This is a genomic window from Symbiopectobacterium purcellii, from assembly GCF_052050035.1.
GTDB lineage: Bacteria > Pseudomonadota > Gammaproteobacteria > Enterobacterales > Enterobacteriaceae > Symbiopectobacterium > Symbiopectobacterium purcellii_A.
In genome coordinates, this window is record NZ_CP189882.1 from 3302389 (window position 1) to 3324586 (window position 22198).

The following is a 22198-nucleotide window of genomic DNA, read 5'->3' on the forward strand; positions in this document are numbered from 1 at the left end:
GGTTTCAGTAGTTTCAGTGGTTTCAAATGTAACAATATTTAATAAGATTATGTTATTTAATGATTTTATTTTCACCTCCGAAACCACAGTGAAACTACTTAAGGCGGTTTTGAAACCACTGAACAGGAGCGGTATCTATCAGTAATGGCGGCTATGTGGCATCGGGGGGGATGGTTTGGCTTTGTTGAATAATTTAAGATACTGATTTATATAAGCATTATAAAATTTCAACGACTAATTTTTCCTCTCGGAATGCTTTTTATTGTGCTAACTATTTGATTTGTCGTTCTAACAAAATACATTCTCTGTAAATGCATTCTAACTAAAGAAGATGTAAATCAAACGGTTAAATTATTCAACAAAGCCATTTCAACGACTAATTTTTCCTCTCGGAATGCTTTTTATTGTGCTAACTATTTGATTTGTCGTTCTAACAAAATACATTCTCTGTAAATGCATTCTAACTAAAGAAGATGTAAATCAAACGGTTAAATTATTCAACAAAGCCATTTCAACGACTAATTTTTCCTCTCGGAATGCTTTTTATTGTGCTAACTATTTGATTTGTCGTTCTAACAAAATACATTCTCTGTAAATGCATTCTAACTAAAGAAGATGTAAATCAGACGGTTAAATTATTCAACAAAGCCGATGGTTTAGCAGAAAAGCCCCTTCCTTGGCTGGTCCCTATGCTAACGGAATACGCTGATCACTAATAGTATTGCAATCTTGCTGTATGTATAGCCAGTTGGTAGACTTCAGTAGATGAATAGGCTATGTCTAGGCTGATCTCCGAAAATCCGGACACCTCTACGGGCTGACATAGCCGATCTAAAATTAGAGGACGTGAGGTGACGATAATTGTCAGGTTATAATTCCAAAAGTTGCAGTTCGCTCGAAAAAGCTTACTACACACCACTAGAAGCCGCTTTAAGATGGTGTAACCTCATTGCTCATGAGGTGATGATTCTTACTAAAGTTGGTGATGCCACATTGCCAGGAGTCAGGGATTTCCCTCAATGGCCGTGTTTGCGCGTTAATGCTGAAAAAATATTGTCTGCCACTATGAATCATGAACTCCCATATGGCCGTGATGGAAGGACAGTATCTGATGGGGAGCTAGTTGCCAAACACAGATTAACTATTGCCCACAATAATTTAAAAGCATGGATCACAAAATATTACCCTAACCAAAAGCCAGCATTTTTATTTGATGAAGTAGAAAGACAATTACATTCGGGAATAACAGTTGATGCTTATCAAGCATTACTTGCTGAAAAGACACGGCTGAGCCTTAGATTGGACGATGCTGTAAAAACTTTTCGTGAGCAAAAATCCACTATTGAACACTTACAGGGGATCAATGAATCATTGAAGAAAATGGTGGATACTGGCTCCTATGCCCTAGATTCTAGAACCGAAAAAGCTTACTCAAACATTATTGGAGCTCTTGTTAATTTAATTTTAGGTACGTCATCTGGTGGACAAAAGCACTCTATCTTTACTAGCCAAGGGGCGATCATCAGCGCTTTGCTAGCGTACTATGAGGGTATATATGGCATTAGTTCAACAAACCTGGAATCAAAATTTGCTGCAGCAAATCGAAGCATAAAAGAATAGCACTACCCCAATAGGGGCCAATCTTACCCCTATTGGGATGATCTCTCTTCCAAAAAGCTTTTTAATCACTCCTGTTAACTCAGACAAACAGGAGCAAAAATGTCTCAAACGCTTATACGTCTACCAGAAGTCCAGCGCCGTACCGGGTTCGGTAAGGCATGGATTTACCGCCTGATCAGCCAAAAACGTTTCCCCTCTCCCATTAAGACAGGCTTGCGTTCAGTCGCTTTCATTGAGAGTGAAATTGATGAGTGGATTAAAGAGCGCATCACCGAGTCTCGTGGGGAGTGCAACTAATAGGCAAACACGGGGTGTGCGTTTTTACATGTGCTTGCTAATTATCCGAATAGAACAGCGATAGCAATACATCGCTTTAACTGAGAATAACCGATCATGAAAAAATTAACTGTCTTAACTGGTAGCGAACGGACTCAACCTAAAGTCAGCCAAGGAAAGAACTATCCTCCGACTGGCCTACTAAGCTTAATATTTTGCCAATTCAAAGTGACGGCCTCGGAGGAATCAAAGCCTTACCCCGAGGTCACTGTATCGATGACATCGGAGGATGCAGTAGGTTACACCAATTTGAGTTCGCCAAAACGGGCGATCGCAAAATATCGTCAGTACCAGATCCCCATGCCGGAGGTCACTGTGACCTCTCGCAATCCAATCAATGGGTTAGCTTCCGCTTACATGGGGGGCTTACGCTCAGATAACCAACTGAATATAAAGGCATATTCGGCATTTGTGCAGACGACAGGCAAAGAAAAAGGGCCAGAGGTTAGTCCAGCCCTTCTTCCCACATCCTTGATTTCCTGCACTGGAGAATCGGACGAATTACACCACAATTCTCACTTGCAAGCTACCAGCTTCGCTCAATGCCAGCCGCTGCTTCAGTCTTTGGATTTGATGTCTCTTCTATCTAGTTCACGGCGTAACAAGCGCTTGACCCAGCCAGATTTGTTGTCATCACCATCTTCTCGCATGGCAATAGATAGTCGATCTGACAAATCTTTATCTAACCGTAACTGGACAACATTGCGTTCTTTCTTTTCTAATGTTGACATTGTCAACTCCTATGAGGTAGCCTGCTCTAGAGTTGACAATGTACTTCATTGTATGACTTGCAGTAAACCGAAGCCCGGCAGTGCGACAACACTAACCGGGCCTCTGACCACCAACGATAACGCAAGTATCGAGGTAGCTATGCGTAACTATACAGCCCTTATCGGCAAGGACAAGCCGAGCTTTACCCAAGCTCGCCCTGAATTTCTAGAAACATATTGGATCGTCCCGTTTTACGAGACCACGCCCTACGGCAAAGTGTCGTTCACACGTCAAGATCGCCGCACTTTCATCGCCATGTTCAAAGACAGCCGCCTGATATGGGCTGGGCGTCAACCTGTGAAGTACTTCACTGAGAACGTTAAACGTACCCAGTCGCCAAAGCTGCCCGTCGAAGGCATAGAGGAAATCTCCACCACCCAAGGCGGAGTTAACATCGCCCCACCTTCAACCATAACGGAAATCGTTACAGTTCAGGTGGTGGCACATGCGTGAAGAAATCACATTAGCGCCGCTTGACGCCTTAATAAAAATAGAGGCATTAGCCGCTGCCGCTGCGCACCTTACCGATGATGAATATGAGCGCGCATTAGGTAATGAAGTTATAGGTGTCATTGAATCGACCGCCAAGAAAGCGCAGGGGGTGGCACATGTCTAACTTCGTCGCCATCCAGAACACCGCTATGCCGGTAGTCGAGTACCAAGGTAAGCGCGTCGTCACCTTTTCCATGATCGATAAGGCGCATGGACGTCCGAAAGGAACAGCTCGTGTAACGTTTAATCGTAACCGCCATCGTTTTATAGAAGGCCGAGACTTCTTGGACGTGACCACGTATGTTAAACATACGAGGTCGCTGGAAGGGGTATTCCCCGCTCGTTCCTCAAAAGGGATCCTCATCACAGAGTTCGGTTATTTGATGCTGACCAAATCATTCAGTGATGATCTCTCTTGGGATGTACAGCGCCAGATGGTCGAAGTCTACTTCCGCAGCAACACCTTGGGCGAACTCCGCCACGTCGAGATCCACAGCCTCGAAGAGCTACGCCAAATGCCAGCGGAGAAAGCCCAGCATATTGTTGCCAAGGCTGAAAAGGAATCCTCTCATGGTCACGGCAAGCCCGGTAGTGCCGCCATGACCCTACGCCGCAAGGAATTAAAGCAGATACGCCCGGCAATAAAGACATTAATTGACCTGCACCAGATTTCTATTTGCGACTTGAGTGATTTTGTCAAGGTGATAAATAACACCTAACTGTTTATATCTATGGGTATGAATAGTTTGATCGTTACTAACATTTAGGGAATATAAATACGGACGGAGTATTCTAACCGGGTGGCGAAATTCACCTTTCGTCCAAAGGAGAAGATGTCTAAATAAAATAAAACAGGGTGCCATGAGCGGCAGGCATTAATACTTAAAATGAATTAATTATTTTAAATGATGCGGAAATAGCCGCAGGGGATCCCCTTAACTAAATACAGGATATGCGATGAACGAACTCTATTATCAAGAGGCCAATCATGCCGTAGAGATGGAAAAACAACGGCAGTACAAAGTAGCTGAATACGCATGGAAGCGGGCGGCAGAATATGCCAACAATCCTAAAAACAAGGCATATGCTTTGGCAAGGGTAACGCTAAACAATAAACTTCATTCGCTGGACGAACGTTATTGGCTGTTGAAGCTGGAAGCTCAGCGATTACATGCTGAGAAAAAAGAAAAGAAAGTCATCGGGGGAGCTTTGCAAGCCCATCTTTGCGAGGAGAACGCCTCATGAACGGTTGGACATGCCTTGCAGAGGCCGCTGAGAGGCTGGAGGGCAGAGGGCTTTACCGCCGGGCTGTCACGCTGTGGCGTCGAGCCGTCCCGCTGTCCCCCTCGAACGAAAAGCAGAACATCTGCATTAACGCCATCAAGCGTTGCTCTGAACGTAAGGGTTATTAATTAATCAGGAATTATATCCATGAATATTGATGAAATGAGTGAAAAAGAACTCGTTGAATTTATCAGAAAGAGCGGTGTAGATATCCCTCAATGGTTAATTGATATGAAGCCGGGAGAAAAACAACGCCCACTGACACGCGAACAGCAATTAGAGTTCGCGGAAATTCACAGCATTCAACTAAGGTCCTGTGCTGCACTCTACTATATCGGTGAGTGTATTAAACGATTTGGTCGTGGCCCAAACGGACAATTTATTTTTTGTCATGAAAATATTGTGGTGGAAATCGACAAGCCGGTGATTGAAAAGCTGCTCAAGACGCAGATTGAAGATGTCCTGATAGATGAGGATCCCGAGGATAAATATCTTTCCGTCATGAAATTTTATAAACGGGATGAAATTAATCGGAAGCGTAGCACATCCCCTTGGCTGGTTGACTTTATCGACGAAGTGTTAATCGCCTGCGCCGAAGAAATGCTGGATTCATTTATCGACACACCTAAATCTAAACAAATTCATTAAGGAAAGGATCATGACCCAGATTATCACTATTCAGAATACCCAACTGCCTGTTATCGAATATCAGAGCCAGCGTGTGATTACGACTGAGCTGTTGGCTCAGGGGTATCGGGCAACTACTCAGAACATCCGTCAAAACTTCAACAACAACAAGTCTCGCTTTGTTGAAGGGAAGCATTACTTCCAAATTGATGGGGAAGAGCTTAACACTTTGCGCGTCGAAATAATCGACGCACAAATTTCATCCAAATCTCGCACCCTCACCCTCTGGACTGAGCGCGGCGCTTCCCGTCACGCCAAGATGCTCGAGACCGACCAAGCGTGGGAATGGTATGAGGCGCTGGAGGATAACTACTTCCGCTTACGCGAACAAAAATCCCCCGTCGAACTCGGCTTGCCGAATTTCCTTGACCCGGCGGAAGCGGCGATCGCATGGGGTGAAGAGCGCAAGGTCGTACAACTGATTTCCTTCGAGCGTGACGAAGCTATCCGCACCAAAGCGGAGATTGGCAGCCGCCGTGAAGCAAGCGCGATGGCAACCGCTTCTGTAGCCGTGCGGGAGCGCAATAAGCTGGCAGCCCGTCTGGGTGAATGTACCAAACACGCAACGGTGCTGGCAGTGATGAACAAAACCGGCAAGGAATACCCGTGGCGTCCGCTGCGCAAATGGTGTGCCGAGCATGATGTCTCGGTCATCCGCGTCCCGGATGCACGTTACGGTATCGTCAATGCATGGCCTGCTAAAGCGTGGATAACGGTTCACGGTATCAATCTGCCCGAACTGTTTGGTGAGGTGCACCATGTATAACGCAACATTACGCCGTCAGGTCATCTCTGGTGACTGGGTGCCCATCAACAACGGCATATGCACGCTGACCGACCTTGGCTTGCGGCATAACGGTAACGGCCTTGTCTGGCTGCATTCCGGCGTCTCTGTGCATGAGGCTGATAGCGATACCGGGCTGGCAGGAAGCGGCAAGATATCACATGAGTACCACTGGGGGGTATGTGCAGATAATAAACTGAAAGGTAAGAATTTATTGTCTTTTGTGCATTCACGTAAGCTTGATGATTACTGTCTGAATATCCTCATTAGTAGCTCCGCATGTACCCATTTTGAGCAGCGGCGCAATGGCAAGCAGCTATTAACATTTGCCCTGCAAATCAATCCAGATGTGCGGCGAAAGGCAACGGATGGCTGGTTGATATTTCAGAACCCACGCCAATCGGATAAGTACGAATTGCTGGATACAAAGCGCTATTCGGGCCTCGCCAAAAATTATCAGCGCTTGGGCTGGCATCGGCACGCTATAGACTACCTGACCGGCATCTTCAGGAACGATGCTGAATTCAGCCGATTGATGACCCGCTTAGGGTATGTAAGCATCCGCACCCGAAAAATCACCGGGCGCTTTGAGAGCTTCTGGGTATACCGCATCAGGGGAAAGGGATTGCTAGATGTGGGGGTGTGTGCAGATAACCAATTGTCTAAAAATACTTTTATTCCATTTGTGCAGGCATCTGAACGTGAGCGCTTCGGCTTCAAACGCATCCCCGTTGATGGTAAATGGCTGTATGTCTATGCCGACCACATCCGCTTACTGAAGAAAAAACGCATCCGCATCGATGGACAACAACTAACCGGCTACACAGCCAGGACGGTAAAGCTGGAGGTGCACCATGCGTAATACCCCCATCCCTCTCGATACCGCCGCATACCGGGCAAGCGTGGCCTGTTCGCTGTACGAGGTCATTCTTGATAAGGCTAATGATGAGAAATCTTCACCTGTACTCATCGACTTAATCAGTCTGGCTTGTGACATAAACTTTGAAATCAGTCGCTCGTTGGATGCTGTGACGGAGGGGGAACATCATGGCTGATATCTACAACCAACTTATTCGCCACGATTTTCAGCAGATGGACACGGATAGCCTGAGGGAGGCCCGTAACCAGTACAGCGATGCGTTCGATGGCATTATGGCAGCACTGCGCACGATGGGCAGCATGGCATTCTGGGCGCGCAGCAGTGAGGAATATGGCGATGATCTGGCCCTTGAAGATTTACGGGCAGTCGCTGAACCATTGATGTACCTCCCGCGCTTTGCTGAAGCGCTCAAATTTAATGAAATCGATGCAGATTTTGAACTCCGGTGCCGTGAAGGTCTGCCTGCATCCTGCAAAGCTAAAACGGAGGATGCCGCATGAGCCGTTATCACGTCGAGAATACCCCGGACGGTATCAATATATCGCAGCACACCGCCGAGCGCCTGTACGAACATGTAGACCTTATTCCCTACGCCGAGACCATGACGCGCCTTGACGCTGGTGAGTGGGATGACGACCTTGATTTGGCGTTTGAGATCACCCGCAAATGGGGGCAGTCCGACTACGACTATACCCACAATGACGTGCTACTGCTGTGGCGCTGGGTGATTGCCTTTGCCTTTAACCATGAGCAGCGGGAAGCCAACGGCACCGTGACGGTTGAGTGGAGGCCGGGCGAGTTCCGCGAATGTGCGGTTTATCAGGGCGAATATGGCGCAATGAACCTTTATCTGTCCACTGAACGTTTCGCGATGGCTAACAACATTGAGGGGGCGTTGATTAAGAAATACGGCGCGGAACAGGGAACGCTAAACGCCATCGAGTTCTATGCCGCCATGCGGGATGAAAACGGCGGCCTCTCCGAGATGGGACGCGAAGTGCTATCCGAGTTGCATGATGGCTTCATTCAGCAAATTTACGATTCCGGGATGCCGGAAGCGCCGACCGCACATTAAGGGGGAAATATGGCACTGGTAACAAAAGACTTCCGTCTTAATTCGCTGGCTAACCAGTACTCTGCCGCGGTGTATGCCGCGATACAAAAAGAGAACGGCGGCGATTGGTTTACCGTAAACGCAGGTGAGCAGGACATCCGCGTTGACATTATCGGTGGTGTATCCGGGGTGCGTGAGCTGATAGACGCTTACGGGCTGGAAGCCATGAAGCTGAATTACCCGCAGTGGGAATCATTGGCAATCGCGCTGCTTACCAAATCCTTGAAAGGTAAACGGCTGACAAAGGCCGGGCGGGAAATATGGCAAAGCATGGTCAACGACATGGGTGCGACCGTTATCGCGAGGGGGAAATAATGCCCTCCTTTGTCGATGAAGTCCGCGCCAAGGCAAACGGCCATTGGGAGCCAATTCTGGAGCGCCTTGGCATATCGACCAACCGCAAGGAAAGCGAGTGCCCGAGCTGTGGCGGCAAGACCCGCTACCGCTTTGATGATTTAGAGGGGCGTGGAACTTACCTGTGTTCCCACTGTGGCTCAGGAACCGGGCTGGATTTGGTGATGAAGGTCAAGCAATGCACTGCCCCCGAGGCAACCGCGATGGTGGCGGAGGTTATGTCTATGCCGCTGCCGGAGAAGCAGCCCGCCAAAGAGAAGCCTCTACGCCCGATAGCTGAACGTGTGGCGGCATTGGTGAAAGCTACCCATAGGGACGAGTCCGTCTATCTCAACAATAAGGGGCTGAAAGGCCCCCATCCATTGCTTGACGATGGTTCGCTACTGCTGGTACTGCGCACGATGGCAGGCACGGTAACGGGCGCTCAAACCATACGGCCCACGGGAGAAAAGCGTCTACTCGCGGGTACGAAAAAGAAAGGGGCCTTTATTCCCGTCGGCGATATCCCCGAGAACCCCGATAACGTGGTGATCACCGAGGGCTATGCCACTGGGTTGAGTCTGGTTGCGTGTGGCGCTGAGGTCATACTGGCGGCCATTGATGCGGGCAATCTGCTATCTGTCGCTCAAGTCGTGCGGGAGCGCTGGCCCCAAACGCCGATCATCATAGCCGGAGATAACGATGTGACCCCGGAGGGTGAAAACGTCGGTAAGCATGCTGCCGAGGAAGCCGCACGTGCTGCCGGTTGCCTGGTTGCCGTGCCGCCAACTGACCACAAGGCAGACTGGAACGATTACCGCCAACAGAACGGCGTAGAGGCGCTACAGCGGGCTTTTGTGGCAAGTACAGCGGTGCCAGAAATACTGATAGCGGAGGGGGGAGAGCAGGTTGAGGAAAGTGTCGTGTCACCAACAACATTAACTGTCATTGAAGGCGGAAAGAAAGCGAAGAAAACGCCAGATCCGCTTAAGCCCCGGATTGAGAGCCGCGATGAAGGCGTGTATTGGGTCGAGCCTAAAATGGATAAAGACAGTGGTGAAATCGTTAACAGGGAGCAGTGGTTATGCTCGCCTCTCACGGTTATCGGCAAGGGAGAGGATAAAAAAGAGCGTTACCTGATTCTGGAATGGCGCAAGGGTAAGCAAAAAGCGGTGACTCGGGCAATACGGGCTGCTGACATTGGTGAGCGTGAAGGATGGCGCACCCTGAAAGCGGGCGGCGTTGATGTCACGACGAAATCAGGATTGCGGGCAACGCTCGGCGACTGGCTGCAACGTTCAGCAGGAGAAGAAATGTGGCGCATAACCCCGCGCTCTGGCTGGCATAAAGGGGCCTATATCATGCCCGATGGTTCAATTATCGGGGATCCAGAACAGCCGATTCTGTTTAACGGAAGCACCGCCGCCTCAGAAGCCTACAGCGTCGCGGGAACGCCTGAAAGCTGGCGGGATAATGTGGCTCGTCTGGCTTCTGGTAATCCTTTCCAGATGCTCACCGTGGGTGTTGCCCTTGCCGCCCCGATGCTGCCCTTGGTGGGGGCTGATGGGTTCGGCGTTCATCTGTATGCACAGTCTACCGCCGGTAAGACGACCGCGGAGGATTTAGCCGCCAGCCTGTACGGTGAGCCAGAGCGCCAGCGGTTAACGTGGTACGGCACGGCACTTGGTGTAGCAAACGAGGCGGAGGCGCATAACCACGGTCTGCTATCGCTCGATGAGGTAGACCAGGGGGCCGCGCCCAAGCATGTGTACACCGCAGCCTATACGCTGTTCAACGGTAAGGGAAAATTGCAGGGTTCCCCGGAAGGCGGCAACCGTGAGCAAAAATACTGGAAAACCGCGGTAATAAGTACCGGAGAGCGTGATCTGGAAACCTACCTGAAAAGTGCAGGTATCAAGGTTAACGCCGGGCAACTGGTGCGGTTGCTCAATATCCCGGTGACACGTCCGACGAAGTTACACGGATACGAAAGTGGTAAGGCGCATGCGGATGCGTTGAAAGACGCGTGGAAACAGCATCACGGGGCGGCGGGTCGTGAGTGGATCCAATACCTATCAACCCGTAAGCAAGAAGCTATCGAAGCGTACCAAGAGGCTAAACGACGCTGGCTATCACTTATCCCGGAAAGCTACGGTGAACAGGTGCATCGCGTGACCGACCGTTTTGCCGTCATCGAGGCAGCATTGATCATGGGAAAAGTCATAACCGGGTGGGATGCGCAGGATTGCCGCGATGCATTACAGCATGTTTTCAATGAATGGATTGCTGCATTCGGGACGGGTAACAAAGAGTGCGAACAGATAATCGAGCAAGCGGAGGCATTCCTGAGCGCCTATGGTATGAGCAGGTTTGCTCCGCTGGATTATAATGAGCAGGCATTAATTATCCCCAATCTTGCCGGGTATCGTGTCTCTAAGCGCTATGGCGACCCTGTGGTGTTCTACGTGCTGCCCAAGCCGTTCAAGGAAGAGATGGCGAAAGGACATGACCCAGCACAGTTTGCCAAGACTCTGCACGAGTCAGGACGGTTGAAGAAGCCAGCCAGTGGAAGAGGCTATCAGGTTCTTACTCCACGCCTTGAACATCTCGGGGGGATTCAGCAAAAAGCCTATTTGCTGATACCGCTCACAGCCAAGGAAGAAGAGTAGTTTTCCACATGAGGCAAGTTAGGTGGTTTCAGTAGTTTCAGTGGTTTCAAATGTAACAATATTTAATAAGATTATGTTATTTAATGATTTTATTTTCACCTCCGAAACCACAGTGAAACTACTTAAGGCGGTTTTGAAACCACTGAATGAAAAATATATATGCTTGCAAAGAAATAGTACTTTGTCGCCGGGGTAGTTTCAAAGTTTGGGGGAGTAGTTTCAAAATGGGGGATGGTGGTTTCAAGTTTATTTTTAAATCTATTATAAATCAATACTATGTGTTTTTTGAAACCACTGAAACTACTGAAACCACCACTTTTCGCCTATCTAAATAAATAAGTTTTTCAGGCAAGAGATAGTTTATCTACCGTCGATGCTGGCACCTCAGCTAAACCAACATCGCCAGCCAAAGGAAAAGCCTCTTCTCTGGCTGGCCTACCCTGCTTGCAGACGACGCCGGGATACATTATTTAGCACCTAACCAAAAGGAGACAGAAATAGACGATTATCGGCAGTTGAAATAAAACTAATTAACGCTGACTTTCAGACGCTATTAAATAAAGGGATAAAAGTTGAGCAGGCTTATCTTAATCTTATTGTCCAGCATAAGATCCAGTAAGGCTTACTGACCGCGATTTATTATGCGATAATTAATCTATCAGAAAATAAAAAAATAATCGGCTATGAACGTTGAATTATTTTTGGTTCAACGCCTTTATTTCTGATGCTGTCAAAATAATTATGGGGGTTGCCTGATGAATCAGCAATATGTTGAATATTTGCGTGGCTGTGTCAGTACCGCACTGGCAGACGTTCGGCAAACCGGGAGGGGCCAACTGGATACATTTAACGGTGCTGCGATGGTCGGAACAACGGTACACACCCGTAAACGCCCCCGCCTGGTTCAGCTTGAGGGACGTAAAGTTTGCGCTACAACAGACCCAATGCACTGTACGGAAACACGCAGCAGAAGAAAGCCAATGCCCCCGATAGACCCTATCACCTACAGCACAGCTTCATGGCGCAGGGCTTTAGGGCATCTTGAACCCCATCAAGAGGCATGGATACGGTACTGCTATGGCAACGATTTGAACTACGACTACCAGGTAATCATTTGCCAGCACGTCTGGAACGAATACCGGGAAACGCTATCGGGCAAGCGGACAACAGATAGATCCCGCCGTCGTATCGAATCTCTGGTATGGTTAGCTGTACAACGTTATGCGTCTGAATGTGGCTGTCCGAAGGCATGTCCTGATTACAGTGATAGTGAACTGGCAGTTTTATCTGGTGTCACTAAATCAACGTGGTCAGAGAATTATCGTCATCACTGGCAGGGGCTGATTGCTTGCGTATCATGTCTGGACAGTGACGCATTGTTAGCCGTAAAAACACGGCGAAGCGAATCACGTTTGGCATATTTTGCAACATAGCGCTTGCAAAACCGAACTTTATGGACTATATTTTCGCCATATTTGATATGCTGCCATAAATTTAAATCCTTTACTTAAATTTGACGTGACTATTGACAGCGACTGATTGCTGAATAAGATGATTGTGTCGCACATCTCGCTTGTTGTTCCCTCTATATCAGTTTGGTTAAGATGTGCGATAAGACCCCAGTTAACCGCTGGGGTTTTTCTATTTCAGGGTCAGAAGCATAGCGGTTGTGCGTTCGGCTGTTAACCGAATGGTCGAAGGTTCGAATCCTTCCTGTCTCGCCACATTTCAGGCTGCGCTCCGGCGTGGCTTTTTTTATTTCCCCTCAATCACACAGCGCCATCCGAAAAATCGGCGGTGAGGCTATGCAATTGGACAAAATAACCACTGGCGTTTCATACGGCGCATCGGGTGTAAGCGGCGGTTACTGGATGCTGCAATTACTCGATACCGTATCGCCGACACAATGGGCGGCGCTGGGCGTACTCAGTAGCCTGGTATTTGGCCTGCTTACTTTTCTGACCAACCTCTATTTTAAAATCAGGGAAGACAGGCGCAAAGAAGCGCGGGGTGAATAATGTCAAAAGCAAGCAAACTCAGTGCGGCAATGCTGGCGCTCATCGCTGCGGGCGCATTAGCCCCGGTGATGATGGCGCAATTCCAGTCGGAAAAAGAGGGTATGCGGTTAACCGCTTATCCTGACGGCGGCGGCATTTGGACGATTTGCGGTGGTGTGACGTGGGTAGAAGGCAAACCGGTCGTGAAGGGCATGAAGCTCACCGCTGAGCGTTGCGCAAAGATTGACGCCATTGAGCAGAAGAAGGCGCTCGATTGGCTGGACCGCAACGTTAACGTGCCGCTCACTGAGGTGCAAAAAGTCGGTATTGCCTCGTTTTGTCCGTGGAGCATCGGCCCCGCTAAATGCTTCACCTCAACGTTCTACCGCAAATTGAATGCAGGCGATCTGATGGGTGCTTGTAAAGAGATTAAGCGCTGGATGTGGGACGGTGGGAAAGATTGCCGTATCCGCTCAAACAACTGTTATGGGCAGATAGAACGGCGGGACCAGGAATCTGAGCTTTCGTGCTGGGGGATGGGCGGATGAATGTATTCTGTTTTGTCTGTGCCGCATTGCTCGCATTTAATGGATCGGACGGTTGGGGTTGGTTCTTATTCGCTGGGATAATTCTATCGTGAGGCCATATCTCTATGCCGCTCTCGCTGCCCTCATTTCCGCACTGTCATTCGGCTTCTACTACTACCACGACGCATACAGTGACACAAAGGAAGACCTCAAAGTAGCAGCGCGGAAACAACAGCAGGCCGAAACCATCGCTGGAAATGTGATCCAGTCGATGCGCATATTCAACGCCATCACGCGGGCCAATCACGATGAAAAACAGCAGATACAGCAGCGGTCTGAAAATGCCGTGGTTTACATCCGTGAAAGGTTATCGACTGATGAGTGTGCTGTTCGGCCTGTTCCTGATGATGTCGTTAGCAAGCTGCGAGAGCACGCGGACAGAATTCGCAACGGCACCCATCGTGCCGATCTCCGCTGAACTCTTACAGGACTGCCCAGCACCGGAAATTACGCCGCGAATGACCTACGGTAAGAGCGTAGCGCTGAATGAAGAACTGCTGACCGTTATTGAGAAGTGTAACGCCGACAAGCGAAGCATTCGTGAAATCGAAGGATCCCGGAAGAATTTACCTGACAAGTAGCTGCGCAACTCTGTGAAGAGGTGGAAAGGCTGCGAAACCCAACAATGAGGCTCGGTTAATCCGGGCCTTTTTTGTACCTGAAGTAAATCAAACCGTGCATTCGCGTGCACTTCACTAGAGAGCTTTCCGTAGTGTGAGTCTGAGATAGGGCGGTGGATCACATCGTTCCGCTCTCGGCTGCCCATGTCTACGCGAACAGGCTCGCACCACAGAAGGTAAATACGATGCAATTAGTAATTTCTGATGTTGCCGTAAAGCAAGATAAAGATGGTCGCTATTGTCTGAATGATTTACACAAGGCGGCGGGTGGTGAACGTCGTAACGATCCGCATGATTGGATGCGCCTCAAACAGACAAAAGACCTCATTAATTTATTGAGCGATACGGGAATTCCCGTAACGACCGTAAAGGGTGGGAAGAATCAAGGTACATTCGTGTGCAAGGAATTGGTTTATTCCTACGCCATGTGGATAAGCCCCGAGTTCAACCTCCAGGTTATTCGCACATTTGATGCTTTGGCCGCTAAAGAGAAGATTCGCGTTTCTTATCGAGATACAGCTCGTCTTGAATACAAGCCCATGACTGATGCCATTAAGCATGAGCGTGAGGCGCAGGGTAAGCAGATATCACCACATCACTTCAGCAACGAGGCTGACCTGATTAATCGTATCGCGCTTGATATGACGGCGGCGAAATTCCGCGTCTATCACGAGATAGATAAGAAAGAGAGCATCCGAGACTACCTGACACCTGAGCAGATCCACTGCATTACCGAGCTGCAACGCGCTAATACGGTATTCATTGGCATGGGATGGGACTTCGAGCAACGCAAGGCTACGCTGATGGGGATATTCAACAAAAACCATCGTCAGCCATTGATTGAAGAACAGCACCGACTGGCAGCATGATGCGCTGGAAACTCCTCACGCTCGCCGCGATGTTCTCGACGATTATCGCTCTCGCCAGAGCTGTTTGTTTATTGCTCATAAGTTAAAATATAACCCTTGATTGGTATGGGGAAGTCCAATGTCTGCGTTGAATTATGAAGCTATCGGACGCTGTAAAATACTGAGCGAAAAAATCAAAGCGCTTCACGCTAAACGCATGGGAGTAATTAGCAGTCTGCGTTCTGCCATTTACGGCCTGCATCAAAAGGGGAATATCAATCGCACTCCGCCTGAGATTGTAGAGTTTGATCCTCAACTACTTGCCGAGTTGGTTGATAAGATTGGTAAGTATGACGGCGAATTAATGCGCACGGTTCACGAATACAACAACTGGTGTCCTGAAGCGGGTGAGAAGCCTGTAAAACTAATAAAGAGCGAATAGCTTTTGTTGTATCTGTCCATTAGAGCCTGGCATCTGCCGGGCTTTTCTTTATGAGGTCTCTCATGCCAGCGCTAATACCTCGTGCCTGCCGTAAGCGGGGTTGCCCAGGCACAACAACTGATCGCTCAGGCTACTGCGAGAAGCATAGGCATGAAGGTTGGCAGCAACACCAACAAGGCAAGAGCAGGCATGAGCGTGGTTATGGTCGCCCGTGGGATATCATTCGTGCTCGCATCCTGAAGCGTGACAATCATCTGTGTCAAGAATGCCTACGCAATGGCCGTGCAGTAGAGGCTAAGACGGTTGACCATATCAACGCTAAGGCGCATGGGGGTACCGATGATGATTCTAATTTGGAGTCGATCTGTTACTCCTGCCATAAAGCCAAGACTGCACACGAACGCCTGAAACGATTTTAATAACGAGGTGAATATGACTGAATCAAATAATGATTCAGGGCTTTCGCACGCCCATAGTATTTGCGAAGTTGAAAACTGCGGCGTGCCTGTCCGTTCACGCAACAGCAGGTACTGTGAGAAACATTACATGCGCGTTCGTCGTCATGGTTCAACCGAAAAACAAAGCACCAGAAAGGAGGGTAAGCTAGAGCACTCAGGTGGTTATCTACTGGTCTATGCACCCAATCACCCCCTAGCCTGTGGTACTAGCCGAGTCTATGAACATCGCTTGGTTTATTACGATAAGCATGGCGCTGGCCCTTTCCGCTGTCACTGGTGCTGTAAGTCTGTGAACTGGGATACCCTTCACATCGATCATCTTGATAACTGTAAGACCAACAATGAGCTGACAAACCTGGTTGCCAGTTGCCCCGTGTGTAATCAGAAACGCGGTAGAGCAAAGATGAGACAGACGATGAGGAAGAAATCACACCGACGCTATAACGTGCACGGAAAGACCATGTGTCTAAATGAATGGGCTGATTATCTCGGCATATCACCTAACTCCATTGAGTACCGTCTCAATGCTGGATGGGATATCAACAAAGCATTCAGTCCACGCATTGGCAACAGCGGTCCCCCAAGCCGCAAATTGGCAAAAATAGTACATGAAGCGATCAAATGATAGCGATTCTCATCAGCGGGAGGGGGAGGGTAAATCTCTACAGCCCTGTCGCTCCAGTACCGCCGCCTAGCCTTTCTTCACATCGCCGCAGGTTAGAAACTTTTTTTTGGGGTTCCCCATACGATGATTAATAGGAGTTTTCGATTATGTCTGGACCACCGAAAACCCCGACCCATCTACGTTTGGTGAGGGGTAACCCATCAAAACGCCCGATCAACAAAAATGAGCCGCAACCGACAAAAGGGGTCCCCCCAACGCCGAAGCATTTTACCAAGCAAGGTAAGTACTGGTTTAAGCGATTGGGCGATCAATTAGCAGGGATCGGCGTACTCACAGCGCTTGATGGAAAGGCGCTTGAAATGTTGGTCGACGCCTACGTTGACTATCGACTTATTAAAGAAACGCTGGAGCGCGAGGGCGCGACAAAAGAAATCACCACCACTACTGGTGATGTCAGGGTTAAGCCGAGCGATTTTTTTGGTGAGAGCCGAGAAGCCAGAAAAGAAGTCCGAGGTTGGCTTCAGGAATTTGGCATGACGCCATCCAGCCGATCAAAAGTAAATGTGGGTGATCCGGGCGAGAGTGATCCTCTTGCTGAATTTCTTAACGCGAGGGATTAATGGCAAACGTTGCTGATGGTATTCGCTACGCTGAACGTGTCGTGGCGGGGGATATTATTGCCTGCGAGTACGTGCGCCTGGCATGCCAGCGTTTTCTTGATGACTTAAAGCATGGCGAAGCCCGTAACATTTATTTCAGCGAGCCACGCGCACAACACATCCTCAATTTTTATAAGTTCGTACCACACGTTAAGGGCAATCTGGCTGGACAGCCCATCGAATTGATGGACTGGCATGTGTTTATTCTGATCAATATCTTCGGCTTTGTTATACCGCTGATGGATGAGCAGACCGGGGAGGTCGTGTTACGCAACGATGGCAGCGGACGCCCGGTGATGGTACGCCGCTTCCGCACTGCCTATAACGAGGTGGCGCGCAAAAACGCCAAATCAACGCTGTCCTCCGGTATTGGCCTGTATATGACTGGCGCTGACAGCGAAGGGGGTGCCGAGGTCTATTCAGCGGCCACCACGCGCGATCAGGCCCGCATTGTGTTTGAAGATGCGAAAAACATGGTCAAAAAGGCCAAGGCGACGCTCGGCAGGTTGTTTGAATTCAACAAACTTGCCATTTACCAGGAACAAACAGCGTCAAAGTTTGAGCCGCTCTCATCGGATGCCAACAACCTCGACGGACTCAATATTCATTGTGGCATTGTCGATGAGTTGCACGCGCACAAAACCCGCGACGTGTGGGACGTTCTGGAGACGGCAACCGGCGCTCGCCTGCAATCATTACTGTTTGGCATCACCACGGCGGGGTTCAATAAAGAAGGTATCTGTTACGAACTGCGTGATTACGCCATCAAGGTGTTGCACGGCTATAACAGCGCGGTCGAGGGTGCAGTAAAGGACGATACGTTTTTTGCCATTATCTACACCCTGGATAAAGACGACGATCCCTTTGATGAGACCGTCTGGCAGAAAGCCAATCCCGGACTTGGCATCTGCAAGCGCTGGGATGACCTGCGGCGGCTGGCTAAAAAAGCCAAAGAGCAGGTTTCAGCCCGCGTTAACTTTTTCACCAAGCACATGAATATCTGGGTGACCGCTGAGTCTGCCTGGATGGACATGATTAAGTGGGAGAAGTGTGAATACCTTGCCCCACAACACGAACTGAAGACCTACCCGATGTGGGTGGGGGTCGATCTGGCGCATAAAATCGATATTTGTGCCGCCGTCAAACTCTGGCGGGCAAACAATGGCCATGTGCATGCTGATTTTAAGTTCTGGTTACCCGAAGGGCGGTTGGAGCGATGCTCTGCACAAATGGCGCAGATGTATCGCAAGTGGGCAGATCTCAGCAAGTTAGCGCTGACTGACGGCGACGTTATTGACCATGCACAAATCAAAGCCGACCTTCTGGAATGGATTAATGGAGAAAACCTGAGAGAGACAGGTTTTGACCCGTGGAGCGCCCTGCAATTCAGCATTGCGATGCGTGATGATGGTGTAGCGATGGTGGAAGTCCCTCAAACGGTCAAAAATTTCTCTGAAGCGATGAAAGAGGTTGAAGCGCTGGTTTACGGTGAACGTTTTCACCACAGCAATCACCCGGTCATGAACTGGATGATGTCGAACGTGACCGTTAAGCCGGATAAACATGACAACATTTTCCCCAACAAATCGACACCCGAAGCCAAAATTGACGGTCCCGCCGCATTGTTTACTGCGATGAGTCGGCTACTGGTCAATGGTGGTAATGAAATCGACTTCCTTTCAACGCTCGATCCTGATGAAGACCTGTTGATGCTATGAAATCACTGATTACTGATGTTATCGGGCTAGCCGGTTTCGGTTCGCTCACCGCTGGCGTGTATTTGCAATTTGGGGTGTCCGTGGCATTGATGCTGACTGGTGTCCTGTTGCTTATTTTTGCGCTGCTGGCTGCAAGGGGGAGAAATGCTGCTTGATGCCTTGTTTCGCAACGAACCGCTGGAGAGTCCTGCGACACCGATCACCGGTGATGCAGCAGAAACAGACAATATTTTTGGCCGTGACGTTTTTGTGAGTCCCGAAACGGCCATGAAACTGGCTGCGGTTTATGCCTGTATCTACGTCATCTCATCAAACATTGCGCAGATGCCCCTGCATGTGATGCGCAAATCAAATAACAAGGTGGAGCCAGCGCGAGATCATCCTGTTTTTCACCTGGTACATGATGAGCCGAACGACTGGCAGACCAGCTACAAATGGCGCGAGCTGAAACAGCGCCATATCCTCGGTTGGGGAAATGGCTATACCCACATAAAGCGCAATCGCAGGGGCGAAGTTATCCAGCTTGAAGCGTGCATGCCGTGGGAAACCACGCTGCTGAATACTGGCGGGCGCTACACCTACGGTGTTTATAACGACGAAGGTTCATTTGCTATTAGTCCGGAAGATATGGTGCATATTCGGGCGCTGGGCAACGATCAGAAGATGGGCGTCAGCCCTGTACTACAGCATGCTGAAACCATCGGCATGGGCATGAGTGGGCAGAAATATACCGAAAATTTCTTCAGTGGAAATGCCCGCCCTGCCGGGATCGTGTCGGTTAAAGGGCCACTGAATAAAGACAGCTGGGGGTGGCTGAAAGACCAGTGGCAGAAGGCCACTGCCATGCTGCGCAGCCAGGAAAATAAAACTATGCTGCTGCCTGCTGACCTTGACTATAAAGCGCTGACCATTTCTCCGGTCGATGCCCAGATCATCGACATGCTGAAGCTCAATCGCTCGATGATCGCCGGGATATATAACGTACCCGCACACATGATTAACGATCTGGAAAAGGCGACATTTTCCAACATCACCCAGCAAGCCATCCAGTTTGTGCGTTACACCATGCTGCCCTGGGTGACGAACTGGGAGCAGGAGCTAAACAGACGTTTGTTTACGCGTTCCGAGAGAGCTGCCGGATATTACACCCGTTTTAACCTCACTGGCCTGCTTCGCGGTACTCCGCAAGAGCGTGCGCAGTTCTATCACTTTGCTATCACTGATGGCTGGATGAGTCGTAACGAAGCCCGCGCCTTTGAAGACATGAACCCTGTGGATGGGCTGGACGAAATGCTGGTGAACGTTAATGCAGCCAACCCTGCCAGCGATTTTAAAACCACGAAAAATGATGATGGGGATAACACCAATGAATGATCGTGAATTGCGTTGCTATAGCGGCGAAGTTCGCACCGAACAGACGGGGGACGGACCAGCATACATTATCGGTTACGGCTCTGTTTTCAATTCCCGATCCGAACCGCTATGGGGTTTTCGGGAAATCATCAAGCCGGGGGCGTTTGACGATGTGCTGAACGACGATGTGCGAGCGCTGTTCAACCACGATGCCAATTTTATTCTTGGTCGCTCAACAGCAGGAACACTGTTTGTGGCTGTTGATGATAAAGGGTTGCGCTATGACATTACCGCGCCCGATACGCAGACGATCCGCGATCTGGTTTTGTCACCCATGGCTCGCGGCGATATCAGCCAGTCCTCCTTTGCTTTCCGTGTCGCTCGTGACGGGGAGCACTGGTACGAAGACGAAGAGGGGATTGTTCTTCGTGAAATCACCAAGGTTTCCCGACTATTCGATGTCAGCCCGGTGACGTACCCGGCGTATCAAGAGGCCGATTCCGCGCTGCGTTCTATGGCGGCATGGCAGGAGGCGCGTGATAGCGGCGCAATACAGAAAGCTATCAATGAAAAAATGGCGCGTGAGCGTCTCCTTAATTTGATAAATGCGTGAGGAAAGACATGAAATATCATGAACTGAAGCAAAAACGTAACACCATCGCCACCGATATGCGCGCCCTGCATGACAAAATCGGTGAAAACACATGGACTGATGAGCAGCGTACTGAGTGGAATAAAGCCAAGTCTGAACTGGACGGTCTGGATGCGCAGATTGCTCGTGAAGACGAGTTGCGCCGTCAAGATCAGTTGTATGTTAATGACAACGAGCAGGAACAGCGCCAGCAAAATAATGGCGATCCGGCTGCGCAAGCTCAAGAAAAACGCGTTGCTGCGTTCGATCGCTTCCTGCGTAATGGTTTTGCCGAATTAACCAGTGAAGAACGCCAGGCATTGAAAGAATTGCGCGCTCAGGGCACTACGCCAGATGCAAAGGGTGGCTACACCGTCCCAACGCAGATGCTGAATAAGATTGTCGATTCAATGAAGGCTTACGGCGGCATTGCCAGCGTAGCGCAGATTCTCAACACATCTAATGGTCAGGACATCACCTGGTCAACGTCTGACGGCACTTCTGAAGAAGGCGAATTGCTGGGTGAAAATACCGAGGCATCGGAAGAAGATGTGAGCTTTGGTACAGCGATCTTGGGTGCAAAAAAACTGTCATCCAAAATCATTCGCGTCTCTAATGAATTACTGCAAGATAGCGGTGTTGATATTGAAGCCTATTTAGCTGGGCGCATCGGGCAGCGCATTGGGCGCGGTGAGGCCAAATATCTGGTACAAGGGACGGGCGCTGGTGCTCCGGTTCAACCGAAAGGACTTGTAACGTCCGTGACGGGGACGGTTAATACCGCTGCCGCTGCTGCATTTACATGGAAAGAGATGAATAGCCTCAAGCACGCCATTGACCCCGCGTATCGAGGTGGACCTAAATACCGCTGGGCGTTCAACGATTCAACACTCCAAATCATCGAAGAGATGGTTGATGATCAGAAGCGCCCGCTATGGCTTCCTGATATCGTCGGCGGTTCTCCCGCTACGATTCTGAACATTCCATACGTTATCGATCAGGCTATCGGCAGCATTGCAGCGGGTAAAAAGTTCGCATTCCTGGGAGATTTTAACCGCTTCATCATCCGCCGAATCACGTACATGACGCTTAAGCGCCTGGTTGAACGCTACGCTGAGTACGACCAGACTGCATTCCTCGCGTTCCATCGCTTTGACTGCGTACTGGAAGATGTCGCGGCTATTAAGGCGCTGGTGGGCAAGCCCGCATAAGGCACAATCACTGTACTGACAACGTTTACCGCTTAGGCGGTTTTTTCATGACCGCAATCTGGTAACGGGTTGCGGGCGG

General features: G+C 49.5%; 28 protein-coding genes and 1 tRNA gene. All 29 read left to right on the forward strand.

The annotated features are described in order from the left end of the window. Window positions 1-861 precede the first annotated feature (861 nt). The 29 genes from ACQGXV_RS22800 (at window position 862) to ACQGXV_RS22940 (ending at window position 22119) form a co-directional block, all read left to right on the forward strand. Window positions 862-1620 carry a protein kinase gene (locus tag ACQGXV_RS22800; RefSeq protein WP_440863234.1) on the forward strand — a complete coding sequence of 253 codons (759 nt, stop codon included), beginning with the start codon at window positions 862-864 and terminating at the stop codon, window positions 1618-1620. A gap of 99 nt (window positions 1621-1719) precedes the next feature. Then, window positions 1720-1917, forward strand: coding sequence for a helix-turn-helix transcriptional regulator (locus ACQGXV_RS22805; protein WP_440863235.1), 198 nt, complete (start codon window positions 1720-1722; stop codon window positions 1915-1917). A 96-nt stretch (window positions 1918-2013) separates the two neighbouring features. Continuing rightward, the gene (locus ACQGXV_RS22810; RefSeq protein WP_440863236.1) at window positions 2014-3180 is read left to right on the forward strand and encodes a hypothetical protein; all 1167 of its coding nucleotides are present in this window, start codon (window positions 2014-2016) and stop codon (window positions 3178-3180) included. Further along, complete coding sequence (locus ACQGXV_RS22815; RefSeq protein WP_440863237.1) at window positions 3173-3343, forward strand: hypothetical protein; 171 nt, start codon at window positions 3173-3175, stop codon at window positions 3341-3343. The genes ACQGXV_RS22810 and ACQGXV_RS22815 overlap by 8 nt, the downstream gene beginning before the upstream one ends. Beyond that, window positions 3336-3938, forward strand: a complete 603-nt coding sequence (locus tag ACQGXV_RS22820; RefSeq protein ID WP_440863238.1) for an ORF6N domain-containing protein — start codon at window positions 3336-3338, stop codon at window positions 3936-3938. Before ACQGXV_RS22815 ends, ACQGXV_RS22820 begins: the two co-directional genes overlap by 8 nt. 238 nt (window positions 3939-4176) lie before the next feature. Then, the gene (locus ACQGXV_RS22825; RefSeq protein ID WP_440863239.1) at window positions 4177-4464 is read left to right on the forward strand and encodes an ANR family transcriptional regulator; all 288 of its coding nucleotides are present in this window, start codon (window positions 4177-4179) and stop codon (window positions 4462-4464) included. Between the two features lie 186 nt (window positions 4465-4650). Next, window positions 4651-5151, forward strand: a complete 501-nt coding sequence (locus ACQGXV_RS22830) for a hypothetical protein (protein WP_440863240.1) — start codon at window positions 4651-4653, stop codon at window positions 5149-5151. Between the two features lie 10 nt (window positions 5152-5161). Next, on the forward strand, window positions 5162-5956 hold the full coding sequence (locus ACQGXV_RS22835) for an ORF6N domain-containing protein (RefSeq protein ID WP_440863241.1): 795 nt from the start codon (window positions 5162-5164) through the stop codon (window positions 5954-5956). After that, window positions 5949-6836: a hypothetical protein gene (locus ACQGXV_RS22840; protein ID WP_440863242.1), complete on the forward strand. Its 888-nt coding sequence runs from the start codon at window positions 5949-5951 to the stop codon at window positions 6834-6836. Before ACQGXV_RS22835 ends, ACQGXV_RS22840 begins: the two co-directional genes overlap by 8 nt. Beyond that, window positions 6829-7029 carry a hypothetical protein gene (locus tag ACQGXV_RS22845; RefSeq protein WP_440863243.1) on the forward strand — a complete coding sequence of 67 codons (201 nt, stop codon included), beginning with the start codon at window positions 6829-6831 and terminating at the stop codon, window positions 7027-7029. Before ACQGXV_RS22840 ends, ACQGXV_RS22845 begins: the two co-directional genes overlap by 8 nt. Then, window positions 7022-7354, forward strand: a complete 333-nt coding sequence (locus ACQGXV_RS22850) for a hypothetical protein (protein WP_440863244.1) — start codon at window positions 7022-7024, stop codon at window positions 7352-7354. Before ACQGXV_RS22845 ends, ACQGXV_RS22850 begins: the two co-directional genes overlap by 8 nt. Then, a complete protein-coding gene (locus tag ACQGXV_RS22855; RefSeq protein WP_440863245.1) occupies window positions 7351-7929 on the forward strand; it encodes a hypothetical protein in 579 nt (192 codons plus the stop codon). Before ACQGXV_RS22850 ends, ACQGXV_RS22855 begins: the two co-directional genes overlap by 4 nt. A 15-nt stretch (window positions 7930-7944) precedes the next feature. Then, window positions 7945-8283 carry a hypothetical protein gene (locus tag ACQGXV_RS22860; protein WP_440867360.1) on the forward strand — a complete coding sequence of 113 codons (339 nt, stop codon included), beginning with the start codon at window positions 7945-7947 and terminating at the stop codon, window positions 8281-8283. Continuing rightward, complete coding sequence (locus ACQGXV_RS22865) at window positions 8283-10970, forward strand: DUF927 domain-containing protein (RefSeq protein WP_440867562.1); 2688 nt, start codon at window positions 8283-8285, stop codon at window positions 10968-10970. The genes ACQGXV_RS22860 and ACQGXV_RS22865 overlap by 1 nt, the downstream gene beginning before the upstream one ends. A gap of 755 nt (window positions 10971-11725) precedes the next feature. After that, the gene (locus ACQGXV_RS22870) at window positions 11726-12403 is read left to right on the forward strand and encodes a bacteriophage antitermination protein Q (protein ID WP_440863246.1); all 678 of its coding nucleotides are present in this window, start codon (window positions 11726-11728) and stop codon (window positions 12401-12403) included. A 216-nt stretch (window positions 12404-12619) separates the two neighbouring features. Beyond that, a tRNA-Asn gene (locus ACQGXV_RS22875) sits at window positions 12620-12694 on the forward strand. 81 nt (window positions 12695-12775) lie between these two features. Beyond that, complete coding sequence (locus ACQGXV_RS22880) at window positions 12776-12988, forward strand: class II holin family protein (protein ID WP_438815808.1); 213 nt, start codon at window positions 12776-12778, stop codon at window positions 12986-12988. Further along, window positions 12988-13515: a lysozyme gene (locus ACQGXV_RS22885; RefSeq protein WP_440863247.1), complete on the forward strand. Its 528-nt coding sequence runs from the start codon at window positions 12988-12990 to the stop codon at window positions 13513-13515. Before ACQGXV_RS22880 ends, ACQGXV_RS22885 begins: the two co-directional genes overlap by 1 nt. Before the next feature lie 287 nt (window positions 13516-13802). Further along, window positions 13803-14135, forward strand: coding sequence for an Rz1-like lysis system protein LysC (gene lysC / locus ACQGXV_RS22890; protein WP_440863248.1), 333 nt, complete (start codon window positions 13803-13805; stop codon window positions 14133-14135). 224 nt (window positions 14136-14359) lie between these two features. After that, the gene (locus ACQGXV_RS22895) at window positions 14360-15043 is read left to right on the forward strand and encodes a KilA-N domain-containing protein (RefSeq protein ID WP_440863249.1); all 684 of its coding nucleotides are present in this window, start codon (window positions 14360-14362) and stop codon (window positions 15041-15043) included. Window positions 15044-15161: 118 nt separating this feature from the next. Beyond that, window positions 15162-15464: a hypothetical protein gene (locus ACQGXV_RS22900; RefSeq protein WP_440863250.1), complete on the forward strand. Its 303-nt coding sequence runs from the start codon at window positions 15162-15164 to the stop codon at window positions 15462-15464. 62 nt (window positions 15465-15526) lie between these two features. Beyond that, complete coding sequence (locus ACQGXV_RS22905) at window positions 15527-15883, forward strand: HNH endonuclease (RefSeq protein ID WP_440863192.1); 357 nt, start codon at window positions 15527-15529, stop codon at window positions 15881-15883. A gap of 13 nt (window positions 15884-15896) precedes the next feature. Next, the gene (locus tag ACQGXV_RS22910) at window positions 15897-16547 is read left to right on the forward strand and encodes an HNH endonuclease (RefSeq protein WP_440863193.1); all 651 of its coding nucleotides are present in this window, start codon (window positions 15897-15899) and stop codon (window positions 16545-16547) included. A gap of 146 nt (window positions 16548-16693) precedes the next feature. Further along, on the forward strand, window positions 16694-17167 hold the full coding sequence (locus ACQGXV_RS22915; RefSeq protein WP_440863194.1) for a phage terminase small subunit P27 family: 474 nt from the start codon (window positions 16694-16696) through the stop codon (window positions 17165-17167). After that, on the forward strand, window positions 17167-18924 hold the full coding sequence (locus tag ACQGXV_RS22920; protein WP_440863195.1) for a terminase large subunit: 1758 nt from the start codon (window positions 17167-17169) through the stop codon (window positions 18922-18924). Before ACQGXV_RS22915 ends, ACQGXV_RS22920 begins: the two co-directional genes overlap by 1 nt. Beyond that, window positions 18921-19079 (forward strand): hypothetical protein, encoded by a 159-nt coding sequence (locus ACQGXV_RS22925; RefSeq protein WP_440863196.1) that lies wholly within the window; start codon window positions 18921-18923, stop codon window positions 19077-19079. The genes ACQGXV_RS22920 and ACQGXV_RS22925 overlap by 4 nt, the downstream gene beginning before the upstream one ends. After that, window positions 19069-20298 (forward strand): phage portal protein, encoded by a 1230-nt coding sequence (locus ACQGXV_RS22930; protein WP_440863197.1) that lies wholly within the window; start codon window positions 19069-19071, stop codon window positions 20296-20298. Before ACQGXV_RS22925 ends, ACQGXV_RS22930 begins: the two co-directional genes overlap by 11 nt. Then, a complete protein-coding gene (locus tag ACQGXV_RS22935; RefSeq protein ID WP_440867358.1) occupies window positions 20291-20890 on the forward strand; it encodes an HK97 family phage prohead protease in 600 nt (199 codons plus the stop codon). The genes ACQGXV_RS22930 and ACQGXV_RS22935 overlap by 8 nt, the downstream gene beginning before the upstream one ends. An 8-nt stretch (window positions 20891-20898) precedes the next feature. Beyond that, window positions 20899-22119, forward strand: a complete 1221-nt coding sequence (locus ACQGXV_RS22940) for a phage major capsid protein (protein WP_440863198.1) — start codon at window positions 20899-20901, stop codon at window positions 22117-22119. Window positions 22120-22198 lie beyond the last annotated feature (79 nt).

Bases quoted from the DNA above. Each gene is read 5' to 3' on its own strand.
- ACQGXV_RS22910 (WP_440863193.1), top strand. From the start codon at position 15,897: ATGACTGAATCAAATAATGATTCAGGGCTTTCGCACGCCCATAGTATT.
- ACQGXV_RS22895 (WP_440863249.1), top strand. From the start codon at position 14,360: ATGCAATTAGTAATTTCTGATGTTGCCGTAAAGCAAGATAAAGATGGT.
- ACQGXV_RS22805 (WP_440863235.1), top strand. From the start codon at position 1,720: ATGTCTCAAACGCTTATACGTCTACCAGAAGTCCAGCGCCGTACCGGG.
- ACQGXV_RS22850 (WP_440863244.1), top strand. From the start codon at position 7,022: ATGGCTGATATCTACAACCAACTTATTCGCCACGATTTTCAGCAGATG.
- ACQGXV_RS22880 (WP_438815808.1), top strand. From the start codon at position 12,776: ATGCAATTGGACAAAATAACCACTGGCGTTTCATACGGCGCATCGGGT.
- ACQGXV_RS22900 (WP_440863250.1), top strand. From the start codon at position 15,162: ATGTCTGCGTTGAATTATGAAGCTATCGGACGCTGTAAAATACTGAGC.
- ACQGXV_RS22915 (WP_440863194.1), top strand. From the start codon at position 16,694: ATGTCTGGACCACCGAAAACCCCGACCCATCTACGTTTGGTGAGGGGT.
- ACQGXV_RS22810 (WP_440863236.1), top strand. From the start codon at position 2,014: ATGAAAAAATTAACTGTCTTAACTGGTAGCGAACGGACTCAACCTAAA.
- ACQGXV_RS22920 (WP_440863195.1), top strand. From the start codon at position 17,167: ATGGCAAACGTTGCTGATGGTATTCGCTACGCTGAACGTGTCGTGGCG.
- ACQGXV_RS22840 (WP_440863242.1), top strand. From the start codon at position 5,949: ATGTATAACGCAACATTACGCCGTCAGGTCATCTCTGGTGACTGGGTG.
- lysC (WP_440863248.1), top strand. From the start codon at position 13,803: ATGAAAAACAGCAGATACAGCAGCGGTCTGAAAATGCCGTGGTTTACA.
- ACQGXV_RS22825 (WP_440863239.1), top strand. From the start codon at position 4,177: ATGAACGAACTCTATTATCAAGAGGCCAATCATGCCGTAGAGATGGAA.
- ACQGXV_RS22870 (WP_440863246.1), top strand. From the start codon at position 11,726: ATGAATCAGCAATATGTTGAATATTTGCGTGGCTGTGTCAGTACCGCA.
- ACQGXV_RS22845 (WP_440863243.1), top strand. From the start codon at position 6,829: ATGCGTAATACCCCCATCCCTCTCGATACCGCCGCATACCGGGCAAGC.
- ACQGXV_RS22835 (WP_440863241.1), top strand. From the start codon at position 5,162: ATGACCCAGATTATCACTATTCAGAATACCCAACTGCCTGTTATCGAA.
- ACQGXV_RS22905 (WP_440863192.1), top strand. From the start codon at position 15,527: ATGCCAGCGCTAATACCTCGTGCCTGCCGTAAGCGGGGTTGCCCAGGC.
- ACQGXV_RS22935 (WP_440867358.1), top strand. From the start codon at position 20,291: ATGAATGATCGTGAATTGCGTTGCTATAGCGGCGAAGTTCGCACCGAA.
- ACQGXV_RS22925 (WP_440863196.1), top strand. From the start codon at position 18,921: ATGAAATCACTGATTACTGATGTTATCGGGCTAGCCGGTTTCGGTTCG.
- ACQGXV_RS22830 (WP_440863240.1), top strand. From the start codon at position 4,651: ATGAATATTGATGAAATGAGTGAAAAAGAACTCGTTGAATTTATCAGA.
- ACQGXV_RS22815 (WP_440863237.1), top strand. From the start codon at position 3,173: ATGCGTGAAGAAATCACATTAGCGCCGCTTGACGCCTTAATAAAAATA.
- ACQGXV_RS22820 (WP_440863238.1), top strand. From the start codon at position 3,336: ATGTCTAACTTCGTCGCCATCCAGAACACCGCTATGCCGGTAGTCGAG.
- ACQGXV_RS22930 (WP_440863197.1), top strand. From the start codon at position 19,069: ATGCTGCTTGATGCCTTGTTTCGCAACGAACCGCTGGAGAGTCCTGCG.
- ACQGXV_RS22865 (WP_440867562.1), top strand. From the start codon at position 8,283: ATGCCCTCCTTTGTCGATGAAGTCCGCGCCAAGGCAAACGGCCATTGG.
- ACQGXV_RS22855 (WP_440863245.1), top strand. From the start codon at position 7,351: ATGAGCCGTTATCACGTCGAGAATACCCCGGACGGTATCAATATATCG.
- ACQGXV_RS22940 (WP_440863198.1), top strand. From the start codon at position 20,899: ATGAAATATCATGAACTGAAGCAAAAACGTAACACCATCGCCACCGAT.
- ACQGXV_RS22885 (WP_440863247.1), top strand. From the start codon at position 12,988: ATGTCAAAAGCAAGCAAACTCAGTGCGGCAATGCTGGCGCTCATCGCT.